Source organism: Rhodococcus globerulus NBRC 14531 (assembly GCF_001894805.1).
GTDB classification, from domain to species: domain Bacteria; phylum Actinomycetota; class Actinomycetes; order Mycobacteriales; family Mycobacteriaceae; genus Rhodococcus_F; species Rhodococcus_F globerula.
This window is the reverse complement of the sequence record NZ_BCWX01000004.1, coordinates 519,063-537,269: the sequence shown is the minus strand read 5'-3', so window position 1 is coordinate 537,269 and position 18,207 is coordinate 519,063. Positions and strand designations below refer to the sequence as shown.

Here is an 18,207-nt window from a genome sequence, read left to right as displayed (position 1 = left end):
CACGTTGTCAGAACGCGTCTTCCTCGAGTTCCATGATCTCGTTGTCGAGGGAACCCAGGATTTCCTTCGTCGAGGACAGGATGGGCAGGATGTTCTTCGCGAAGTACGACGCGATGACAACCTTGCCCCGATAGAACGACCGGTCCTTTGCAGGCGCGTCCCGGTCCAAGGCTGCCAACGCAACTTCGGCCTGCACCAGCAGGCGCCATCCGATGAGCAGGTCACCTACCGCGTACAGAAAGCGCACCGAGCCGAGGCCTATCTTGTACAACTCGGACGGCTGGTCTTGAGAAGCCATCAGATAGCCAGTGAGCGTCCCGGCCATCTCTTGTACGTCGGTCAGCGCAGTCTCGAGCAGTGCCCGCTCTGCCTTGAGGCGACCGTTTCCGGCGTCGCGGTCGATGAACTTTCGTATCTCGCCGGTCACATGCGCGAGCGCAACGCCACGGTCGCGGGCGATCTTACGAAAGAAGAAGTCCTGCGCCTGGATTGCCGTGGTGCCCTCGTAGAGGGTGTCGATCTTGGCGTCGCGGATGTACTGCTCGATCGGGTAGTCCTGCAGATACCCGGAGCCGCCCAGGGTTTGCAGGCTTTCGGTGAGCAGTTCGTAGGCTTTTTCGGAGCCGACACCCTTGACGATCGGTAGCAGTAGATCGTTGACCCGCGCCGCCAATTCGGCGTCTGCACCCGAAACCAATTCGGCAACATCTGCATTCTGATGCGCCGCGGTGTACAGATAAACCGCTCTGAGCCCCTCGGCGTAGGCCTTCTGCATTGCCAGGCTGCGTCGCACGTCGGGGTGATGGGTGATGGTCACGCGAGGTGCGGTTTTGTTTGTCAGTTCAGTGAGGTCCGCCCCTTGAACGCGCTCCTTGGCGTAGGCGAGGGCGTTGAGATATCCGGTAGACAGTGTCCCGGCGGCCTTGGTGCCCACCATCATTCGAGCATTCTCGATCACCTGGAACATTTGGGCGATGCCGTTGTGTACGCCGCCGACGAGCCAGCCGACGGCGGGTATGTCGGTGGCCCCGAACGTGAGCTCGCAGGTCGGGGACGACTTGAGGCCCATCTTGTGCTCGACACCGGTGACGTACACGCCATTGCGCTCTCCCAGTTCGAGTGTCTCCGAGTCGAAGTGGAGCTTCGGGACGTAGAACAGGCTCAGCCCCTTCGTTCCGGGGCCGGCTCCCTCGGGACGGGCGAGTACCAGGTGGAAGAGATTTTCGGCAGTGTCGCCGACGTCGCCGCCGGAGATGAACCGTTTGACGCCCTCGATGTGCCACGTGCCGTCGTCCTGCGCGATTGCCTTCGTACGGCCTGCACCCACGTCGGATCCTGCGTCGGGTTCGGTGAGTACCATGGTGGCTGCCCAACCGCGCTCGAAACCTTCTTTTGCCCAATGCTTTTGCTGGTCGGTGCCGACGCCGTAGAGCACGCTCGCCATCAGCGGACCCATGTTGAAAAAGCTCGCCGATCCGTTTGCCGCGACCAACATCTCGCCGATCGCCCAAACCAACGGTGCGGGAGCGGGTACACCACCAATGCCTTCTGGTAGACCGAGCCGCGACCAGCCGGCCTCGTTCACAGCCTCGACGGTCTTGCGTAGCGGTTCCGGGACCACGACGGCGTGGTTCGGTGCGTCGAACTCGACGGGGTGCCGATCCGCGTCGGCGAAAGAGGCGGCGACGGGACCCTCGGCGAGCCGCGCGACCTCGGTGAGGATGTTGCGCACAGTGTCGGTATCGAGGTCGCCGTAGGCGTCGCCGTCCAGTAGCTCACCGATCCCGAGTATTTCGAACAGATTGAACTCGATGTCGCGCACATTGCTCTTGTAGTGACTCATGATTCTCCGACCTCGGCTCGTCATCAGTACACAAGAAAGCCTGCCCCACAAAGAATTCAGTACGCAACCGTAGGTAGAACATGTGACGAAGCGACGGCGGCCGGAAGTGCCGTTGCTGCAAAATAGCGCGTCGTGGTCAGTTTGAATTCGGCGCAATCGCAAGATTTTGCTTGATGTACCGAGTGGTGTCGTCTGCGAGGATCTCGAGCAAATCTTTTTCGATACCGTCCAAGGCCTGCGCGGCGACATCGGCTGGATCGATCTTCTGCTCGGCGGGTACATCCGCCGCCATGTCAGTGTCCATGTATGCGACGTGCAGTGCCGAGACGGTGATTCCGCGCGGTGCCAGTTCCTCTCGAGCAGCGTCCGTCATTGCCCACGCCGCCGCCTTGGCTGCGGCATAGGATCCGAGCGCGGCGGGGTGAAGCCAGGACAGTACGGAAAGTACGTTGAGTACTGTTCCCCCGCTGTTACTTTCGATGACGGGAGCGAAGGCTCGGGTCACGGCGAGCGGGCCGTAGAAGTTCACGTCTATCTCGCGGCGCACGTCATCGATATTGCCGCTAATCAGCGGCGCGGAGGTGGAGATTCCTGCGTTGTTCACGAGCAGAGTCGCATCCGACGCGGTGCGGGCCGCAGCCTTGATCGACTCCTCGTCGGTCACGTCCAGCTGCAAGGGAATGACGCCGGGCAGATCGACTGTTTCCGGATTTCGGGCGGCTGCGTACACCTTTGCTCCCCGCTCGACGAGCCCCGCGGCTAGATGGCGTCCGAGTCCTCGATTGGCGCCGGTGACGACGGCAACTGCATTGTTCAGATCCATGATGTCTCCCAGGGGTGAGGTACTGACGGAAATTTAGATTACGAATGCAATCTAAATTCACGCTAAGATAGATGTCAAATGAAATCCAAACGGGAGTGTGGTTGATGGGCCGTGTATCGCAACAGCAAGCGGAAGAGAACCGTCGACGTGTCGTGAAAACCGCCGCCCGCCTGTTCCGAGAGCAGGGCACCCAGCTCAGCGTCGCCGACTTGATGAAAGCGGCCGGGTTGACCCACGGTGGCTTCTACAAGCAGTTTGCCTCGAAGGAAGCGCTCATCGACGAGGCCACCGCCTATGCATTTGCTGAACTGTCGAAGACCTACAAGTCCGAATTCGGCCAGCATGGGGACCAGCGCGTTGCTGCTCAGCAGTCCCTGATCGACACCTATCTCTCCGTCGAGCATCGCGATAACCCCGCTGACGGATGCCCCGCCGCGGCTCTTGCCGTCGACATGGCGCGCGAACCCGAAGATGCCGAGGCTCGTCGGGTTTACACCCAGGGTGTCGGTGCTTTTGCCGAAGGACTCGCCGATGGCGATCAGGATGGCATTGCCCGATTGTGCACCATGGTCGGCGCGATTCTCCTCTCGCGAGCCACCAAGGGATCGACCGTCTCGGAGGAGATTCTCACCGCAGCACGCGCTGCGCTGAAACCAACCGACGGGTGATTCGCGGCAAGACGATGGCGTGTCACCCGCGTGCCCGAAAACTTTTTCTCGAGAACTCCCATCCGGGTGCGAAACGGCTACGAATGCCACGCAGACGGTGTGTACCGTCTCCGTGCTCAACTGTGTCGAGACGGTGTTGACAGGAAGGGCAGAGTGTCATGCATGCACTGGTAGAAGCCGATTTTCCGTCAACTCACAGTCCGTTCGTTGAGCTCTCGTGAAGTTCTGGCCGACAATCACAGGAATGTGACCGACATGTCTATTTCTTCTTCTGGTACTCACGGAGGCGAGAATCCGCGCCCAAGCAATCCGGGTGTCGGCTTTCTCCAAATGTTCCTGGATGCGAGCCGTCAGCCCAGGTCGCCACACGAAATGGCGGAAGAATCACCGCAGGAACCGCGCGCTTCCGACGACGAAAGACTGTGATGGATGCGCCCACGCCTTCGCCTGCTGCCGAGACGGCCAGGCGAACTTCCACCGGAAACGGATTCGCCGGAAGCGCAGGTCGATGGATCCCTCTCGTATGGGGGCTCGTCGCGTGCGCATTGATCGCCCAGATCATCTATCCCTTGGTGAGCGGGGACTCACGTGACGGTGTCACTGTTGCGGTAGTCGCCCTATTAGCTGCTGCATCGATTGTTCATGCGGTGATTGCGCGTGGGCCGGCGTGGACCTTGGTACTGTTCGCGGCCACCGCGGGGTTGGGTCTTGTCGCCGAAATGATCGGCACGGCAACAGGTTTTCCCTTCGGCAGTTACTTCTACGCCACTGATCGGTTGGGGCCTGACATTCTGGGTGTCCCGGCGGTGGTTCCACTTGCGTGGACTGCCGGGTTCTATCCCATTTGGTGCGCTGTGGGTTATGTACTCGAGCGAACCCGCGCGTCACCGAAGTGGCAGTCTCGCCAGCGAATCGTGATTACGGCTGCCGGGATGGTCGGGTGGGATCTCTATCTGGACACCCAGATGGTGACGGACGGCCAGTGGACGTGGACGTCCGGAAATCCGGGTCTTCCCGGCATACCGTCGATTCCGTTCACGAACTATCTGGGCTGGTTTGCCACCGCCCTGATAATGGCAGTTGTGATCGAGTATGTCGGAAAGCGCTTCGATACCCGCAGGAAGTACGGGCCGCGGGTTTCGGATGCCGCGCCCGTGGTGTTGTTCATGTGGACGTGGCTCGGCTCGGCACTTGCCCACGCTGCGCTGCTCGACGGGGACGAATTGAAGTCTTCGGCGATCTACGGCTTCTGTGCGATGGGTGTTGTGGGGATACCTCTGGCCTGGATGTGGACCTGGAAGCCCCGCGAGAACTCGGTGACGGCATGACCGCCGCGAGTCCACGAATCCTGCATCACCTGACAGCGGCGGGTGCGGCACTGGCCGGATTGTCTGCGGTGATGTCGATCGGGAATGCGCTGTTCATGCCACGCTTGCGGCGAACGGACATCAGTAAGCCACACGATCGCGTCGTTGTGTGCATTCCCGCCCGCGACGAGGAATCCACCGTGCCCCTGCTCATCGCGGATCTGCGGGCGCAAAAATATGCGGGCGACCTTCGGGTGATAGTCCTCGATGACGGCTCCGGCGACGGCACACTGGTTGCCGCCCGCCGCGCCGCCGACGGCGATCCGCGCATCACGGTTATATCCACGTGTGATCCGCCAAGCCCTGGTTGGACGGGAAAGGCCGCAGCGTGTCGGACCCTTGCCGATATCGGTCTCGAAGACCAGCCGGACGTTATCGCTTTTGTCGATGCCGACGTCAGGCTGACGCCAGATGCGGTCGCGGCGTCGGTTGCTGCGCTCCGCGAGCGCGATGCAGCATTGGTGTGCCCGTGGCCCGAACAGAAGTCGGGCAGCGTTGCTGAGCATCTTGTTCAGCCGTTGCTGGCCTTTTCGTGGATGTCGACCCTCTTGGTACCTTTGGCGAACAGGTCGCTGAGACAATCACTTTCGGTGGCGTGTGGTCAATTCCTGATGTTCGATGCCGGCGCCTACCGTGAAATCGGTGGACACGAGTCGGTGGCCTCCAGTGCCACCGAAGATCTGGACATAGCTAGAGCTCTTCGCAGCCACGGCAAACGTACGGTTCTGGTCTCGGGTGCGGGTTTTGTCAGTTGTCGGATGTATCGCGACTGGCCTCAACTTCGGGAGGGCTACACCCGGTGGTTGTGGTCCTCATTCGGTGGACGAGTGGGCACCGCCGCTGCTCTTGCGGGCGTGAGCATCGTATATCTCCTTCCGCCCGCTGCCGCTGTTCTGGGAACGGGAAGCACACGACGCTTGGGGACTGCCGGCTACCTTGCCGCAGTCACGGCTCGGCTGTGCTCTGCGCAGTCGGAATCTGCCGGCAGAGCCAACCTCGCAGATCTGGCGCGGGCCTGCGCCCACCCCATTTCGGCAGCACTTTTTGCGACTCTTGTGCTCGATTCGCGTCGACGCTTCGCCCGAAACGAACTGTCATGGAAGAGTCGGCCGTTGAACGCCCCGACCACCGACGTGGCCACCCTCGCTAGCACGATGAAGAAATGAGAATCCTGATGTCGGCCTCGAACCCAGCGCTTGTGACAGGTGATCGATCATGAGATCAGTGAGCGGGCAAGTCGATTCGGTTGTTGTGGTCGGTGCCGGCCTCGCCGGCCTCTCCGCTGCGCTCCACCTCACCGGGGCGGGCAAGCGTGTCACAGTCCTCGAGCGTGAGGCCGCGATCGGTGGGCGTGTCGGTACCTATCCGGTGGTCGATGACGCGGGTCGTTTCCTGTACGACATCGACAACGGTGCCAGTGTTCTCACCATGCCGAATTTGATCGCCGACGCATTGGCCGCAGTGGGTGAGTCTTTTGATTCCGTCACTCCTGCACTCACTTTGACGAAGCTTTCACCCAGCTATCACACGCGTTACGCAGACGGCAGTTCCATCGACGTGTACTCGGATCCGCTTACGATGTCGGCAGAGGTCGAAAGGACATGCGGTCCAGGCGAGTCCGACGGATACCGCAAGCTTCGACGGTGGCTGGCGTCGATCTTCGACACCGAGTTCGGTCGGTACATCGACTCGAATTTCGATTCACCACTCGATCTGGTGTCGACGCCATCGGCAGTGCGCGACACCGCCACTCTGGCTCGGCTGGGTGGTTTCGGTCGACTCGGGCCGCGGGTCGGATCCTTCGTGAAAGACGAACGGCTGCGACGAATCTTTACCTTCCAGGCACTGTACGCGGGAATGGCCCCCGCCAAGGCGTTGGGCGTATACGGCGCCATCGCGCACATGGACACCTCACTCGGGGTCTACTTTCCGGTGGGCGGCATGGCCAAAATTGCGGAGGTGATGGCCGACGCGTTCACACGACACGGGGGAGTGCTTCACACCGACGCCGAAGTGTCCGAGGTAAACATCGAGAACAAGCGCGTCACAGAGGTTTTGACGTCGGATGGTCGGAGTTATTCGTGTGATGCCCTCGTGTTGACTCCGGACTTACCTGTAGTCGATCGGTTGCTCGACCAGGCAGGTGCGCCGTCTACGGGTCGGCGACGCGGATATTCCGTCGTATCGCCGTCAGCCGTCGTTTTTCACGGCACGGTTCCGGTGGATGTGACGCGGTCGTGGCCGTCAAGGTCTCACCACACCATCGACTTCGGCGAACAGTGGTCTGAGACCTTTGCTCGGATTACCGCGCGTCGTGGCCGCGGGCAGTTGATGGATGATCCATCTCTCTTGATCACCCGACCGGCTGTGACAGACCCATCGCTGAATCTCGTTCGTGACGGCGTCAGAAGTGAACCCATCTCGATCTTGGCTCCTTGCCCGAATCTTGCCAGCGCGCCCCTCGATTGGGATCGTCTGGGGGTTCCGTACATGCGTGAAATTCAAGGAGTGTTGGAACAACGCGGATATCGCAACCTGACCTCGTCGATGTCCGTCGACCACCTAGACACCCCACGAACTTGGCTGGACAAAGGAATGCTCGACGGTAGTCCCTTCTCGTCGGCCCATGTATTCCGTCAGACCGGGCCATTTCGCCGCAAGAATCTGGTTCCTGGTCTCGGCAACGTCGTCCTCGCCGGTTCAGGGACCACTCCGGGTGTCGGCGTGCCGACGGTTCTCGTTTCGGGAAGGCTTGCCGCAGAGCGGATAACAGGATCGAACAACGCGCAATCGTCGGCTGCTCTCGGTGTCGAAGTCGGTGTCGGTCATGCGTGAACTCGACAAGATCGACCCGAGCCTCCACGACGCGTATCGACTGTGCCGCGACCTGAACGAGCAGCATGGCAAAACTTACTTCCTCGCGACCCGGTTACTGCCGGCTGACAAGCGCGCCGGCGTGCACGCGCTCTACGGGTTTGCGCGGATGGTCGACGACATCGTCGACGTGGATTCCGGCGACAGCGAATCAGGTTATGTGCCAGCGCTTTCCTCTGTCACAGTCGATTCGACGGGTACTTCGCCCACCGAAGCCGATCGTAGGGCAAGCGCAAAGCTTGACCTGTTCGAGGCTCGCATCCGAGATGCGCTCGACGGACAGCCGCTGGGGGAGAGTAGATCCGACCTGGTGCTCAGAGCGCTCGTGGATACCACTGCGAGATACAGCATTTCGCACGACTACTACTACGCCTTCCTGCACTCGATGCGAATGGACATACCAGGAACCAAGATGTTCCGCTCGCGGTATCGAACGATGGACGAACTGTCCGAGTACATGTACGGATCCGCCGCTGTCATCGGCCTGCAAATGCTTCCGATCCTGGGCACGGCAACAGATCGCGACAGTGCCGCCGGACCAGCGGTCGCACTGGGTGAAGCTTTTCAGCTGACCAACTTCATCCGGGATATGGGAGAGGATCTCGATCGTGATCGGATCTATCTGCCGACCGAGGAACTGAATGCTTTCGGTGTCGACGAAGGCCTGTTGCGAAACTGTCTTGTCACCGGCCGCAGCGACGTCCGACTCGAGCGCGCTCTCGCGCATCTGATCGCACACACCCGTGCGGTGTACCGCACTGCCGAACCGGGGATCGATATGCTCGACCCGGTGGTACGCCCCGCGATGCGCACGGCGTTTGTCCTGTACGGCGACATCTTGCGTGCGGTGGAAGACAGCGGATACCGCGTACTGCACAAGCGGGCACACGTTTCCCAGCGGCGCCGAATGTCGATCGCGGCACCGCGACTGGCTGAAACCGGATGGATCAGCCTCCGCACGCTGCTGACGCCGGCGCCCTGATCGAACGAAGAGAACGGGATTTCACATGGAATACGTCGTGTTGCTCGACGACGCAGGTCGATCCATCGGGATCGAACCGAAAGCGAGCGTCCACACCACTACAACGCCACTGCACCTTGCTTTCTCGGCGTATGTCTTCGATCGGAGCGGCAACCTCCTGATTACGAGGCGTGCACTGGACAAGGCAACGTGGCCAGGTGTCTGGACCAACAGTTGCTGCGGACATCCCGCTCCGGGCGAATCGCTCGAAGAAGCCGTCCGACGTCGGCTGAACCAAGAACTTGGGATAGGTGTCGATGATGTCAGCCTTGCGCTCCCTTTCTTCCGATACCGCGCAGTGATGGACACCGGCATCGTCGAAAACGAGATCTGCCCCGTCTTTCGGGTGATCTACGACGGCCCACAACCGGTTCCCGATCCGACGGAAGTGGAAAGCGTGGAATGGGTTGACTGGCACAAGTTTTCGGACGCTGTTCTCGGTGGCGGTCGCGACGTCTCGCCGTGGTGTCGTGAACAGGTGCAACAGCTTCGACAGCTTGATCCGGATCCGGAGCAGTGGCCCACAGCGCCCGCATCGGCATTGCCGCCCGCCGCACGGGGAAATCAGGACCGGCGCCTACTGTACTAGTCAAATATCGAAGAATACTGTCTCTGCTCCACCGTCCGGGGTGTCTTGTAGTCGTATGTCGAAGGTGTAGACGGTCTTTCCGTCTTCGCTGCGTCGTTTAGCTATCAGAGTGCTTCGGCGGTTGTGGAGCTCGATCCCCGAGAGGATCGGGTCTGCTGCGTTGAGTTCGGTTTCGTCGTCGAAGTACAGGCGGGTATGCAGTCCGATGTTGATGCCTCTGGCGAAGATGACGAAGCAGATGTGTGGGGCTTGGACACGGTCGCCATTGTGCTCGACCGGTCCGGGTTTGATCGTCTGGAACTCGAAGACTCCGGATTCGAAATCTGCGCCGGTGCGGCCCCATCCGGCAAAGCTCGGATCGACACTTTTGTCTTGTGGGTCGAGGTGATGCGAGTACTTGCCGGCCGCGTTAGCCTGCCAGATTTCGAGCAAGGCGTCGCGGACTGGGGATCCGCTGCCGTCGATGACACGGCCCTCGATCGTGATCCGTTCTCCGACTGTGTCATTGGAGACAAGATTGTTGTCGAAGTTCTTCTCGAAAATCTCGAATCCCGCCTGCTGTGGCGCAAGTCCGATGTGTACGTAGGGGCCGCCCGTCTGCGACGGGGTTTCGGGAAATCGTGTCGCAAGAGATTGTGCGGCAAACTGATGGGCGACGTTCATCGTGATGCTCCTGGAATCGTGTTCTCGAAGAAGGTGGCTCGTCGTCCGCGGAGGGTGACATCGAAGCGGTAGGTTCGAGCGTCGAAAGGCACGTCGTTTGACGGATCTTCATGCGCAATGAGGCTGCGTACCTGATCGATTGACGGAATGGTTGCGGCAATCGGGCAGCGCTCGATCAAGGGGTCGCCCTCGAAATAGAGTTGCGTGATCAGCCGCTGCGCCCAACCGTCTGCGCTGAGTGACATATGAATATGTGCAGGACGCCAGGCGTTGGCGCTGTTGGCCCACGGGTACGGTCCAGGCTTGATAGTGCGGAAGACGTAGTAGCCGTTGTGATCGGTGAGCATCCGACCGCAACCGCCGAAGTTCGGATCGATCGGCGCGAGATACTGGTCGTTCTTGTGTCGATAGCGTCCGCCCGCGTTGGCTTGCCACACTTCCACGAGTGCGCCGGAGACCGGGTTTCCGAATTCGTCACGTACATAGCCGTGCACGATCAGCCTTTCGCCGATCGGCAAGCCGGCTTTGGCGAAGTTGAGGATCAGGTCGTTGTCTTTCGCCCCCAGGTCTTTTCCGTTGAACACGGGCCCGGTGATTTCGGACAGCGTGTTGCGGGGAGATAGCAAAGCCTGACGAGGCGAGCGCAGGATGCTCGTCTTGTAACCCGGCGTCAGTGCGGGAGGGTGCAGTCTGACGTCGCGCTCAACAAATTCGCCGATTGTCACGGTGGTCTCCTGTCGAAGGGATGTTCGCCCACCATATTTTCGATACTCAGTCATGTAAATTGACGATTTCTCGCCCTTTTCATAACCTCTGCTGATGGAAATGTTTGGTGGTCTGGGCGCATGGCCGGCGTAGCGAGTAGCCGAATTCAGCTTCGGCACCTGACCTGCTTTGTCGCCGTTGCGCAGCAGCGCAATCTCGGTCGGGCGGCACAGCGACTCCACCTGACGCAACCGGCGGTCACCAAGACGCTCAACGAACTCGAGCAGATAGCCGGGATGCGTCTCGTGGAGAGGGGCCGTCATGGTGCCCGTCTCACTCCGGCCGGCGAGTACTTTCTCGGCCACGCATCTGCGGCCGTCGACGCCATGACGTCGGCGGCACGGGCGTTGGTCGCCCCCGGCGTACCCAGTGTGCCGGTCCGCGTAGGTGCGCTTCCCACAGTCGCGAGTGTTTTACTACCGAAGGCGATTTCACAGCTGCACGAAACGTATCCGGAGTTGGGGGTACATGTTGTCACTGGAGTCAACGACACACTTCTGGAAGGGATTCGCGCGGGCGACCTTGATTTGGTGGTGGGCAGAATGACGGATCCCGATGTCTTGCAGGGAATCGACTTCGAACTGCTCTACACCGAATCGCTGGCACTTGTCGTTCGCCCCGAACATCCTTTGACGGCGTTTGTGGAACCGGTGCCGATGCCGCGGGTACTCGAATTTCCATTGGTGGTGGCGACAACAGGGACGGTTCCGCGCCGACACACCGAAGTGTTTCTGCGCCGGCATGGGCTCAACTTGCCGAGCGGTTGTGTTGAAACACTTGATGTATCGGTTGCACGTACTCTCGCCCGCCGCAGTGACTCGGTGTGGTTCACACCCGAGCGCGTGCCGCAGACCGACCTCGACGACGGAACGCTTGTGCGCTTGCCGCAGTCGGCCCCTGGTACAGCCGAGCCCGTCGGACTGTTCCGGCGGACGAGTGAGGCTGCTGCGGGCGTCGAGACTTTGGCTGGGATTCTCAGGCGGTTGGCTGCTGTGTGAAATCTTCCAAGCACAAATCCGATTGCTTCAGATCCAGTGCTCGGACGACGCCATGAGGCGATCCATCGTTGCTGCGGAGAAAGTGCTCGTGGGAACCGGTGGAGGCTTGCGGCCACGACGTGGAGCGACCAGTTCGGGGTACAGGGTGCGCGACACCTCACGAGCTGCGTCGAGCACCAATGGCGCTACCCGCTCGAGCTGAGCGGTCTGCGTATCGCTGCACAACGAGATGCTGCCGATCGGCCCTTCGTGCCCGCGAATAGCCGACGCGACGCACGCGACACCCGGTGTTGATTCGCCGCACTCGAAGGCCAAGCCTCGACGCTGCCGAATACGGCTCAGCTCTTGATGCAGAACTGCGATGTCCGCGATGGTGCTGTCGGTGCAGCGCGGGAGCGTCACACCGAACAGGGTGTCCACCTGTTCGGGAGCGATGCACGCCAACATCGCTTTGCCGCCTGCCGTCGAATGTGCAAGGGCGCGACCGCCGACGCGCGACGGTAGCGTCGTAGCGAAGCGTCCACCTACCTTGTCGAGGTAGACATTTTCGCAGTCGTCGAGAACTGACAGATGCACGACCATTCCGGTTTTCAGGTGTAGTTCGTGTAGCAGCGGTGCTGCGGCTGCACGCAGCTGGCCGTGGTCGCCGATGCCGCCGTCAAGTCCGAGTGCGCGTCGGCCGAGGCGGTAACCAATCGGCGCGTGAGCGACCCAGTCGAGCTTGACGAGCTGCTCGAGAATGCGGTGGACGGTCGATCGCGGCAACCGGGCGCGTCGCGCGGTTTCTTCGAGACTGAGGTGGGTTGCCCGTCCATCGAAGGCATCGAGAATGAGTGTCATCCGCTCGACCATCGACGGCGGTAAGTCTGTGGTGGACCGACCGCCGGCCGGTGGGGCAGAGGACTTCTTGTCGTTCATGTCGACAACGGCCATGGACGCCTTCCTTTCCGGGGTTTCCCGAGTGTCGCTTCAGTTGCCGTTGGCATTTGGCGTGTCCGTCAGGTGGTGACCCCTGTCACTTGCACTGTATAGTCCGATTGTACATTGATCAAGCGATCAAACAACCTGCATATGGCCCTTAAAGCCGAAGGGGTCATTCATGCAGCGTGCCCGTCGTACGCTGCCGACCCACGGAGATGCCCCATGCCCTGTGATGAAAATTCCCCGGTAGCGGTACTCGATCGCGCCTCGATATTGCTCGAGGCTTTCGATGAGGACGAGCGACTGACTTTGTCGGACTTGTCGAGACGGACGGGGCTTCCCGCGTCGTCGACCCACCGCATGCTCGGACAACTCGTACGTCTGACATGGCTTCAACGTGAGGGTCACACGTACCGGTTGGGTCGTAAGATATTCGAACTCGGTTCGCTTGCGTTGCATCATGATCGGCTTCACAGCGTGGCGCAGCCCGTCCTCTATCAACTGCACGCGACTACGGGTCTCGTGGTTCACCTCGCAGTCCCCGTCGGCGCTGACGTTCTCTATCTCGACAAAGTCGGTGGCTCCTTCGCCGTTCGGCTGCCCACCCGCGCCGGCGGGCGCCTTCCCGCGGCGTCGACGGCAATAGGCAAAACCTTGATGGCAGAGCTTGATCCGACCGCGGCGCTGACGCCGCCGCGTTCCACGCCGAACACGATAGTGGACCCAGTTCGACTGCGAAGGGAGTATGCCGACATTCGTAACCGCGGAATTGCCCACGATCGGAACGAGACGGTGCTCGGAGTATCGTGTGTCGGTGCCGCTATTATCAAGGGCCGCAGTCCGATTGGCGCGATCTCGGTAACCGGCCCTACCGGTACGTTCGATCCGATGGCTGTCTCGGTCCCTGTCCGCCTCGCGGTAGCAACGATCCGAAATCGACTGTCCGGAAACTGATGTTGCCGCGCTCTGCTTGGGCAGGGCGCGGCAACTGTGAGCTCACGCGAATTTTACGTATCCGCGTCGACGCGTGCGAGATTTTCCTGCACCTCGGTGGACCAGTTCTCCAGAGCGCGAGTGGTGTCCACCTCGTACTCGTAGCGTGCGGTCATTTCGTCTGTGACGTTCTCGACGTCTACATAGAACTGCTGGTACCAGCGGCGAAGTTGGTAGACGGGCCCGTCCTCTTCGGTGAGGAGCGGATTTTCGATGCGGCTCTTGTGTTTCCAGATCTCGATATCCTGGAGGAACTGCGTCTCGAGACCCTCGGTGAACATCTGAGCGGTGGCTTCGGCCTGCTCGTCCGAGTTGCCCGGCGTGCGTTCGACACATGTGCCGTACTGCAGGACAAACGAATTGTCGGTGACAGGGTAGTGGCAGTTGATGACCTTTGCCTCCACCGTGGTGTCCCCGGAAATCGTCCACACCGTATCGAGCATGAAAGACGGACCGTAGTAGGCAGCTTCCGACACGGTCTCGGCATCTGGAAGGTCCATCTGTACACCGGTTTTGATGTCGTCCCGGCCTACCGAGCGCATGTGCTGTGCAGCGACCTGGCCTTCGAACACATTCTTGAAGTAGCCCGGCATCTGGAAATGAACGTAGAAGAAGTGAGCCATGTCGACAACGTTGTCGACGATCTCACGGCAGTGCGAGCCCTCCACGTGGAAGGTGCGCCACGACCACTCGCTCCACCGATCGGTGCCCCATCCCTCGATCTCCGGAATCGTCACGTCCTCCGGCGGCGTGTTGCCCTCCGGGTCATGCCAGGTAAAGAGCATTCCGTTGCGTTCGAGTACATTCCACGATCGTGTGCGTGCTAGCGGAGGGACGCGCCGCGCGTAAGGAATGCCAGTGCAGCGCCCGTTCCCGCCCCACCGCCAATCGTGGAACGGGCAGGCGATGGAGTCGCCTTTGATCTGCCCCATCGCGAGGTTGCCGCCCATGTGTCGGCAGTATGCGTCAAGGATGTGCAACTCGTTCTCGGAGTCTGCGAACACCACCAAGTCGGTGCCGAAAGCCTTGATTTGGTGCGGCTTTCCGTCACGAAACGTCTCGGCCAGGCCGAGGCAGTGCCAGCCTCGCGCAAATCGAGTCGGGTTCTTGCCTGCCTCGATGACCCTGACCTCGGGTTCGGCGATGATGTCGGTCATGAATCCTCCAGTGTGTATTCAGCGATGATTCGATACGTGCGAAAGGCCCTCAGGGCGAGGAGATTCGCGAAGCTTGCCGTTCTCAATTGCAGCCTGGACAGCGTCGCTCAGCCCGCTGCACGATTGCACGAGTGATCCGGGTTGCAGGGCGTTGACCTGGACGTCGCGGTAAGGGCATCGCACGTTCTCTGCAGCCGGCCATTGGATACCGGTATGGATCGAGCTGTACTTCTCGACGAGGACTCGCTGGCCGCACGATGCGCAGTCGACAGGCGCCATGACACTTCCTTCCTATCGTTCTTCCTTGAACGTAGAAGGAATGATCGTCAGGCGACAGGCCAATTCCGTTGAACTGAAAAGTTACCGGACAAGGGCCTGGCCACCGTCCACGGGCAATGCATGGCCTGTGATGTAGTGCGAGGATGTAAGCGCCAGAATCGAGTAGCGGACCACTCGCCGAACACAGGTCGATACTGTAGGGGTTATTCGCTCGTTTCGGTGAGCGGTCGAATTCGACAGTCGAATACGCGAAACAGCATCAGGAGAACAGACGAAATGGAACCGCAGGAGCGACGACAGCAAATCCTCGATCGCGCCGGCGAGATATTCGCAATAAAAGGGATAGCCGCTACCACGATTCGGGAGATCGGCGACGCCGTGGGAGTGCGCTCGGGTGCGCTCTACCATTACTTCCCTTCCAAGGATGCGATAGTCGCAGAGATCATCAGGCTCTATCTCGAGGACCTGGTGGACAAGGTGCACGCAGTCACTGCCGTGGAGCCGACGAAACGCATCGAGGCGCTCTCCGAGATTGCTCTGCGCTGTTCGCATGAATACCTGCACGCAACGACCATGTGGCGTCGTGAGGGCGACTACATCCACGCAACAATTCTCGAGCAAGGCAACATTGGGGAGTTGTACGGCCAATTCGAGAGGGAGTGGTCGAACACTCTTGCAGCCGGCGTTGATCAGGGTATTTTTCGCGACGACGTTGATCTCGACGTCGTCGATCACATGCTTCGATATGCCATCTGGTCGTCGAGTGAGTGGCACACGCCGACCGAGGACAAATCTGTGGATTGGCTCGCCCACGAAGTGGTCAAGGTAATCCTCGGGGGTCTGCTACGCACCCCGAAGGTCTAGCTATGAGGGTCTATCGTGCCGCGATGCCCCGCTCTACGGCGCAGTTAGAGGCGTTGCGCTGAATGCGGATTCGGTGAGGTGATCCATGAGAATCACGATCAGCTGTCCAAGATCGTTGCGCGTCACATCAGTGAGGTCGAGTGAGTATTGGGCCGCGAGGCGGCGACCCCAGTCGTGGAAGAAGACTGGGTGGGCCGAGATTTTGCCGTCTCCTGCGCTGTCGACGGCTGCCAACCATTCTTCGATACTGGTGCTTTGCGATCTGGGCTCCCTCAGTGGTCTCTCGGAAGTCAATACTGTTGCCAACGTGCCTATTCCAGAGTTTGCGCATGCCGACTGGACTTCCGCGACGGACAGGGCTGGCACCAGTGGCATAGCTAGACGATGAGCGGTTCGTCTGGCAGCGGCTAGGTCTTCGCCACGGTCGACGTGCACGCCGAGACGGGCGATCCACGGGAGGTGAGGATTGTTCTTGTCCTTGCAACGGATGTCGATGCAGAAGTATGCGTCGTCGGCCCCCGAGGGGTGCGGTAGATACGCAGTGATGGATGGCTGCCCGCCGGAGGTTGCACGTGTGTACATGTCGTACGGGGTGCGCGCAGCCAACTCCTGGGAAACTGCTCGCAGCGCGACGGTTACGATCGCTGAATCCATTTGGCCGAAACGGCCGTTCAGTTGCGACTTCCATGTCGCGAAGACAGTTGATGCCTCGGCGGCGAGGCCGCGAACTGTTGAGTTCGTAGACGAAGACCAGTAACCGAACAGGTCGGCGAGTCCGATGCGGGTCCACCCTTGCGGCACTGTTGAACCGTCGGTCTCCAAGTCCACCAGAAACTTACGGGCATTGTGTGTCTGTGCGAATTCCGCGTATCTGTCGAGCTGATCGCCGTGCTCAGTTGCCGAAACCTTCAATTCGAGAATCGCGATAGGACTTGCGGCGCCGTACAGCACTACATCCATGCGGCCTTTCCCGTGAGGAACTTCTACTCGGGCACTGACGACGTTTTCATCGAGTCCGAGCGCATTCTGTAATGGTGTCGCGTCGCGCTCCACCAAATATCCGATGAATGCACCGACATTAACCTCGGAACGAAGGAGACGTTGAAGAAACATTGATGCGTGTGTAGTCATAGCCAGCCTATTCCTGTCAGTTTGCAACCGATACCGTGTCCGTCATGAGTGCAATGTGGGGGATCCACAACGACGAGCCCAGCGTTGATCTGATTGCCGGGAAATTTATCAGTATCGGTTGGGACAGGGTCGGGAATCTGAGGCAGATCGGCGACGATCGTGGCACCATCAAGACTCTGCTTTCGGAGCAATACCCAGCAGGGAAAGCTGGGTCGTATCCAGTGCAGGCCGGGGTACTGGTGCGATTCGCTTTCGACATGGAAGTCGGCGACATCGTCATAGCGCCCCACAAGGACGATTCGACGATCAATATCGGCGTCATTGATGGTGACTACTACTTTGCTGTCGATGCGCCGACGCACCGCCACCGTCGGCCTGTGCGATGGCAGCGTATCGGGATTCCACGGTCGGAGTTCACTACGTCGGCGCTGTACGAGATCGGCTCGGCAGTAACGCTATTTCGGGTTAGGCGACACGATGCAGAATTTCGGACATATCTCGAGACCGGCAGCGCGGAGGCAGTTACTGCGGTCGCCGAAGCAGAGGCGAATGCTGACGATATGGATGTTGCCGTCGACAGCGCAACCGAAGAACCGAATCCATCACGGCTTATGGAGTCGACTGCTGACTTCATCATCAACATGTTGAAAATCGACGTCAGCCACCGCGGTTTCGAGCATTTTGTCGCTGATCTGCTGACGGCGATGGGTTACCGCACTCGTGTTCTCCCGTATTCACGAGACGGGGGAATCGATATTGTCGCGCACCGTGACCCCTTGGGGCTGGAGCCTCCTCTGATCAAGGTGCAGTGCAAGCACACCGATAGAACCATGGGTCGTCCCGAAGTGCAGCAACTCATCGGCACCTTGTCCGCAGGGGAGGTGGGTTTGTTCGTGTCTCTGGGTTCGTACAGCGCCGACGCGCAGGCACTGGATCGGACTCGTGGCGACCTGCGGTTGATCGGCCGCAGCGAGATCGTGGAATGGATTCTCGATCACTACGATCTGCTGCCCGCCCACTGGCGCAGCAGGCTGCCGCTTAGGAAAGTGTTTGTCGTAGACAGAGACAGCGGATTCGACTGAACAATCATGTCCACCCCAATCCCAGGAAGGGGGTTAGATGTCGAAGATGAAGACCTACAACGATTTTGAATGGGTGATTGCGCCCGTGTCGTCGGCGGGGTCTCCGAAGAACTGATGCTGCCGCTGTCCGTTGGGCGTGAAGTGGTGACCCACGCTCGAGACATCGAAG

General features: G+C 60.1%; 18 protein-coding genes and 1 pseudogene. 11 read left to right on the top strand and 8 right to left on the bottom strand.

Features of this window, described 5'->3' with window-relative positions; all coding sequences use genetic code 11:
- Positions 1–7: 7 nt before the first annotated feature.
- A complete protein-coding gene (locus tag RG2_RS23135) occupies positions 8–1,843 on the bottom strand; it encodes an acyl-CoA dehydrogenase (RefSeq protein ID WP_033233780.1) in 1,836 nt (611 codons plus the stop codon).
- A gap of 136 nt (positions 1,844–1,979) precedes the next feature.
- Positions 1,980–2,666 (bottom strand): SDR family oxidoreductase, encoded by a 687-nt coding sequence (locus tag RG2_RS23130; protein WP_033233779.1) that lies wholly within the window; start codon positions 2,664–2,666, stop codon positions 1,980–1,982.
- Between the two features lie 71 nt (positions 2,667–2,737).
- On the opposite strand from RG2_RS23130, the gene RG2_RS23125 reads away from it, so the two are divergent.
- From RG2_RS23125 to idi, 6 genes are all read left to right on the top strand, one after another.
- The gene (locus tag RG2_RS23125) at positions 2,738–3,334 is read left to right on the top strand and encodes a TetR/AcrR family transcriptional regulator (protein WP_218020270.1); all 597 of its coding nucleotides are present in this window, start codon (positions 2,738–2,740) and stop codon (positions 3,332–3,334) included.
- Positions 3,335–3,759: 425 nt separating this feature from the next.
- On the top strand, positions 3,760–4,662 hold the full coding sequence (locus tag RG2_RS23120) for a carotenoid biosynthesis protein (protein WP_080711686.1): 903 nt from the start codon (positions 3,760–3,762) through the stop codon (positions 4,660–4,662).
- A complete protein-coding gene (locus tag RG2_RS23115) occupies positions 4,659–5,867 on the top strand; it encodes a glycosyltransferase family 2 protein (protein ID WP_051730434.1) in 1,209 nt (402 codons plus the stop codon). The genes RG2_RS23120 and RG2_RS23115 overlap by 4 nt, the downstream gene beginning before the upstream one ends.
- Before the next feature lie 49 nt (positions 5,868–5,916).
- Positions 5,917–7,536 carry a phytoene desaturase family protein gene (gene crtI / locus RG2_RS23110; RefSeq protein WP_033233778.1) on the top strand — a complete coding sequence of 540 codons (1,620 nt, stop codon included), beginning with the start codon at positions 5,917–5,919 and terminating at the stop codon, positions 7,534–7,536.
- Entirely contained in the window at positions 7,529–8,557 is a 1,029-nt protein-coding gene (locus tag RG2_RS23105) for a phytoene/squalene synthase family protein (RefSeq protein WP_033233901.1), read from the top strand. Before crtI ends, RG2_RS23105 begins: the two co-directional genes overlap by 8 nt.
- 25 nt (positions 8,558–8,582) lie before the next feature.
- Positions 8,583–9,185: an isopentenyl-diphosphate Delta-isomerase gene (idi, locus tag RG2_RS23100; RefSeq protein ID WP_033233777.1), complete on the top strand. Its 603-nt coding sequence runs from the start codon at positions 8,583–8,585 to the stop codon at positions 9,183–9,185.
- Here idi and pcaG read toward each other — a convergent pair whose 3' ends face one another.
- Positions 9,186–9,848 carry a protocatechuate 3,4-dioxygenase subunit alpha gene (pcaG, locus tag RG2_RS23095; RefSeq protein WP_033233776.1) on the bottom strand — a complete coding sequence of 221 codons (663 nt, stop codon included), beginning with the start codon at positions 9,846–9,848 and terminating at the stop codon, positions 9,186–9,188.
- Positions 9,845–10,573 (bottom strand): protocatechuate 3,4-dioxygenase subunit beta, encoded by a 729-nt coding sequence (gene pcaH, locus RG2_RS23090; RefSeq protein ID WP_033233775.1) that lies wholly within the window; start codon positions 10,571–10,573, stop codon positions 9,845–9,847. Before pcaH ends, pcaG begins: the two co-directional genes overlap by 4 nt.
- Before the next feature lie 120 nt (positions 10,574–10,693).
- Between pcaH and RG2_RS23085 the strand changes: the two genes are divergently transcribed.
- Positions 10,694–11,611 (top strand): LysR substrate-binding domain-containing protein, encoded by a 918-nt coding sequence (locus RG2_RS23085; protein ID WP_033233774.1) that lies wholly within the window; start codon positions 10,694–10,696, stop codon positions 11,609–11,611.
- Positions 11,612–11,638: 27 nt separating this feature from the next.
- On the opposite strand, the gene RG2_RS23080 is transcribed toward RG2_RS23085, so the two are convergent.
- Positions 11,639–12,544, bottom strand: a complete 906-nt coding sequence (locus RG2_RS23080; protein WP_033233773.1) for an IclR family transcriptional regulator — start codon at positions 12,542–12,544, stop codon at positions 11,639–11,641.
- Between the two features lie 210 nt (positions 12,545–12,754).
- Here RG2_RS23080 and RG2_RS23075 point away from each other — a divergent pair, with 210 nt between their 5' ends.
- On the top strand, positions 12,755–13,486 hold the full coding sequence (locus RG2_RS23075; RefSeq protein ID WP_033233772.1) for an IclR family transcriptional regulator: 732 nt from the start codon (positions 12,755–12,757) through the stop codon (positions 13,484–13,486).
- A 53-nt stretch (positions 13,487–13,539) separates the two neighbouring features.
- On the opposite strand, the gene RG2_RS23070 is transcribed toward RG2_RS23075, so the two are convergent.
- Positions 13,540–14,682 carry a 3-ketosteroid-9-alpha-monooxygenase, oxygenase component gene (locus RG2_RS23070; RefSeq protein ID WP_033233771.1) on the bottom strand — a complete coding sequence of 381 codons (1,143 nt, stop codon included), beginning with the start codon at positions 14,680–14,682 and terminating at the stop codon, positions 13,540–13,542.
- An 18-nt stretch (positions 14,683–14,700) separates the two neighbouring features.
- Positions 14,701–14,961: a hypothetical protein gene (locus RG2_RS23065; RefSeq protein WP_033233770.1), complete on the bottom strand. Its 261-nt coding sequence runs from the start codon at positions 14,959–14,961 to the stop codon at positions 14,701–14,703.
- Positions 14,962–15,237: 276 nt separating this feature from the next.
- On the opposite strand from RG2_RS23065, the gene RG2_RS23060 reads away from it, so the two are divergent.
- Positions 15,238–15,825 (top strand): TetR/AcrR family transcriptional regulator, encoded by a 588-nt coding sequence (locus tag RG2_RS23060; protein ID WP_033233769.1) that lies wholly within the window; start codon positions 15,238–15,240, stop codon positions 15,823–15,825.
- Between the two features lie 33 nt (positions 15,826–15,858).
- Here RG2_RS23060 and RG2_RS23055 read toward each other — a convergent pair whose 3' ends face one another.
- Positions 15,859–16,938 carry a PD-(D/E)XK nuclease family protein gene (locus RG2_RS23055; RefSeq protein ID WP_033233768.1) on the bottom strand — a complete coding sequence of 360 codons (1,080 nt, stop codon included), beginning with the start codon at positions 16,936–16,938 and terminating at the stop codon, positions 15,859–15,861.
- A 62-nt stretch (positions 16,939–17,000) separates the two neighbouring features.
- On the opposite strand from RG2_RS23055, the gene RG2_RS23050 reads away from it, so the two are divergent.
- Both RG2_RS23050 and RG2_RS32740 read left to right on the top strand, forming a co-directional pair.
- Positions 17,001–18,038 carry a restriction endonuclease gene (locus RG2_RS23050; RefSeq protein ID WP_033233767.1) on the top strand — a complete coding sequence of 346 codons (1,038 nt, stop codon included), beginning with the start codon at positions 17,001–17,003 and terminating at the stop codon, positions 18,036–18,038.
- Positions 18,039–18,107: 69 nt separating this feature from the next.
- Positions 18,108–18,197, top strand: a pseudogene (locus RG2_RS32740) (hypothetical protein); the annotation flags it as partial.
- Between the last annotated feature and the right edge of the window lie 10 nt (positions 18,198–18,207).

Bases quoted from the DNA above. Each gene is read 5' to 3' on its own strand.
- RG2_RS23135 (WP_033233780.1), bottom strand. From the start codon at position 1,843: ATGAGTCACTACAAGAGCAATGTGCGCGACATCGAGTTCAATCTGTTC.
- RG2_RS23130 (WP_033233779.1), bottom strand. From the start codon at position 2,666: ATGGATCTGAACAATGCAGTTGCCGTCGTCACCGGCGCCAATCGAGGA.
- RG2_RS23125 (WP_218020270.1), top strand. From the start codon at position 2,738: ATGTCAAATGAAATCCAAACGGGAGTGTGGTTGATGGGCCGTGTATCG.
- RG2_RS23120 (WP_080711686.1), top strand. From the start codon at position 3,760: ATGGATGCGCCCACGCCTTCGCCTGCTGCCGAGACGGCCAGGCGAACT.
- RG2_RS23115 (WP_051730434.1), top strand. From the start codon at position 4,659: ATGACCGCCGCGAGTCCACGAATCCTGCATCACCTGACAGCGGCGGGT.
- crtI (WP_033233778.1), top strand. From the start codon at position 5,917: ATGAGATCAGTGAGCGGGCAAGTCGATTCGGTTGTTGTGGTCGGTGCC.
- RG2_RS23105 (WP_033233901.1), top strand. From the start codon at position 7,529: ATGCGTGAACTCGACAAGATCGACCCGAGCCTCCACGACGCGTATCGA.
- idi (WP_033233777.1), top strand. From the start codon at position 8,583: ATGGAATACGTCGTGTTGCTCGACGACGCAGGTCGATCCATCGGGATC.
- pcaG (WP_033233776.1), bottom strand. From the start codon at position 9,848: ATGAACGTCGCCCATCAGTTTGCCGCACAATCTCTTGCGACACGATTT.
- RG2_RS23085 (WP_033233774.1), top strand. From the start codon at position 10,694: ATGGCCGGCGTAGCGAGTAGCCGAATTCAGCTTCGGCACCTGACCTGC.
- RG2_RS23080 (WP_033233773.1), bottom strand. From the start codon at position 12,544: ATGGCCGTTGTCGACATGAACGACAAGAAGTCCTCTGCCCCACCGGCC.
- RG2_RS23075 (WP_033233772.1), top strand. From the start codon at position 12,755: ATGCCCTGTGATGAAAATTCCCCGGTAGCGGTACTCGATCGCGCCTCG.
- RG2_RS23070 (WP_033233771.1), bottom strand. From the start codon at position 14,682: ATGACCGACATCATCGCCGAACCCGAGGTCAGGGTCATCGAGGCAGGC.
- RG2_RS23065 (WP_033233770.1), bottom strand. From the start codon at position 14,961: ATGGCGCCTGTCGACTGCGCATCGTGCGGCCAGCGAGTCCTCGTCGAG.
- RG2_RS23060 (WP_033233769.1), top strand. From the start codon at position 15,238: ATGGAACCGCAGGAGCGACGACAGCAAATCCTCGATCGCGCCGGCGAG.
- RG2_RS23055 (WP_033233768.1), bottom strand. From the start codon at position 16,938: ATGTTTCTTCAACGTCTCCTTCGTTCCGAGGTTAATGTCGGTGCATTC.
- RG2_RS23050 (WP_033233767.1), top strand. From the start codon at position 17,001: ATGAGTGCAATGTGGGGGATCCACAACGACGAGCCCAGCGTTGATCTG.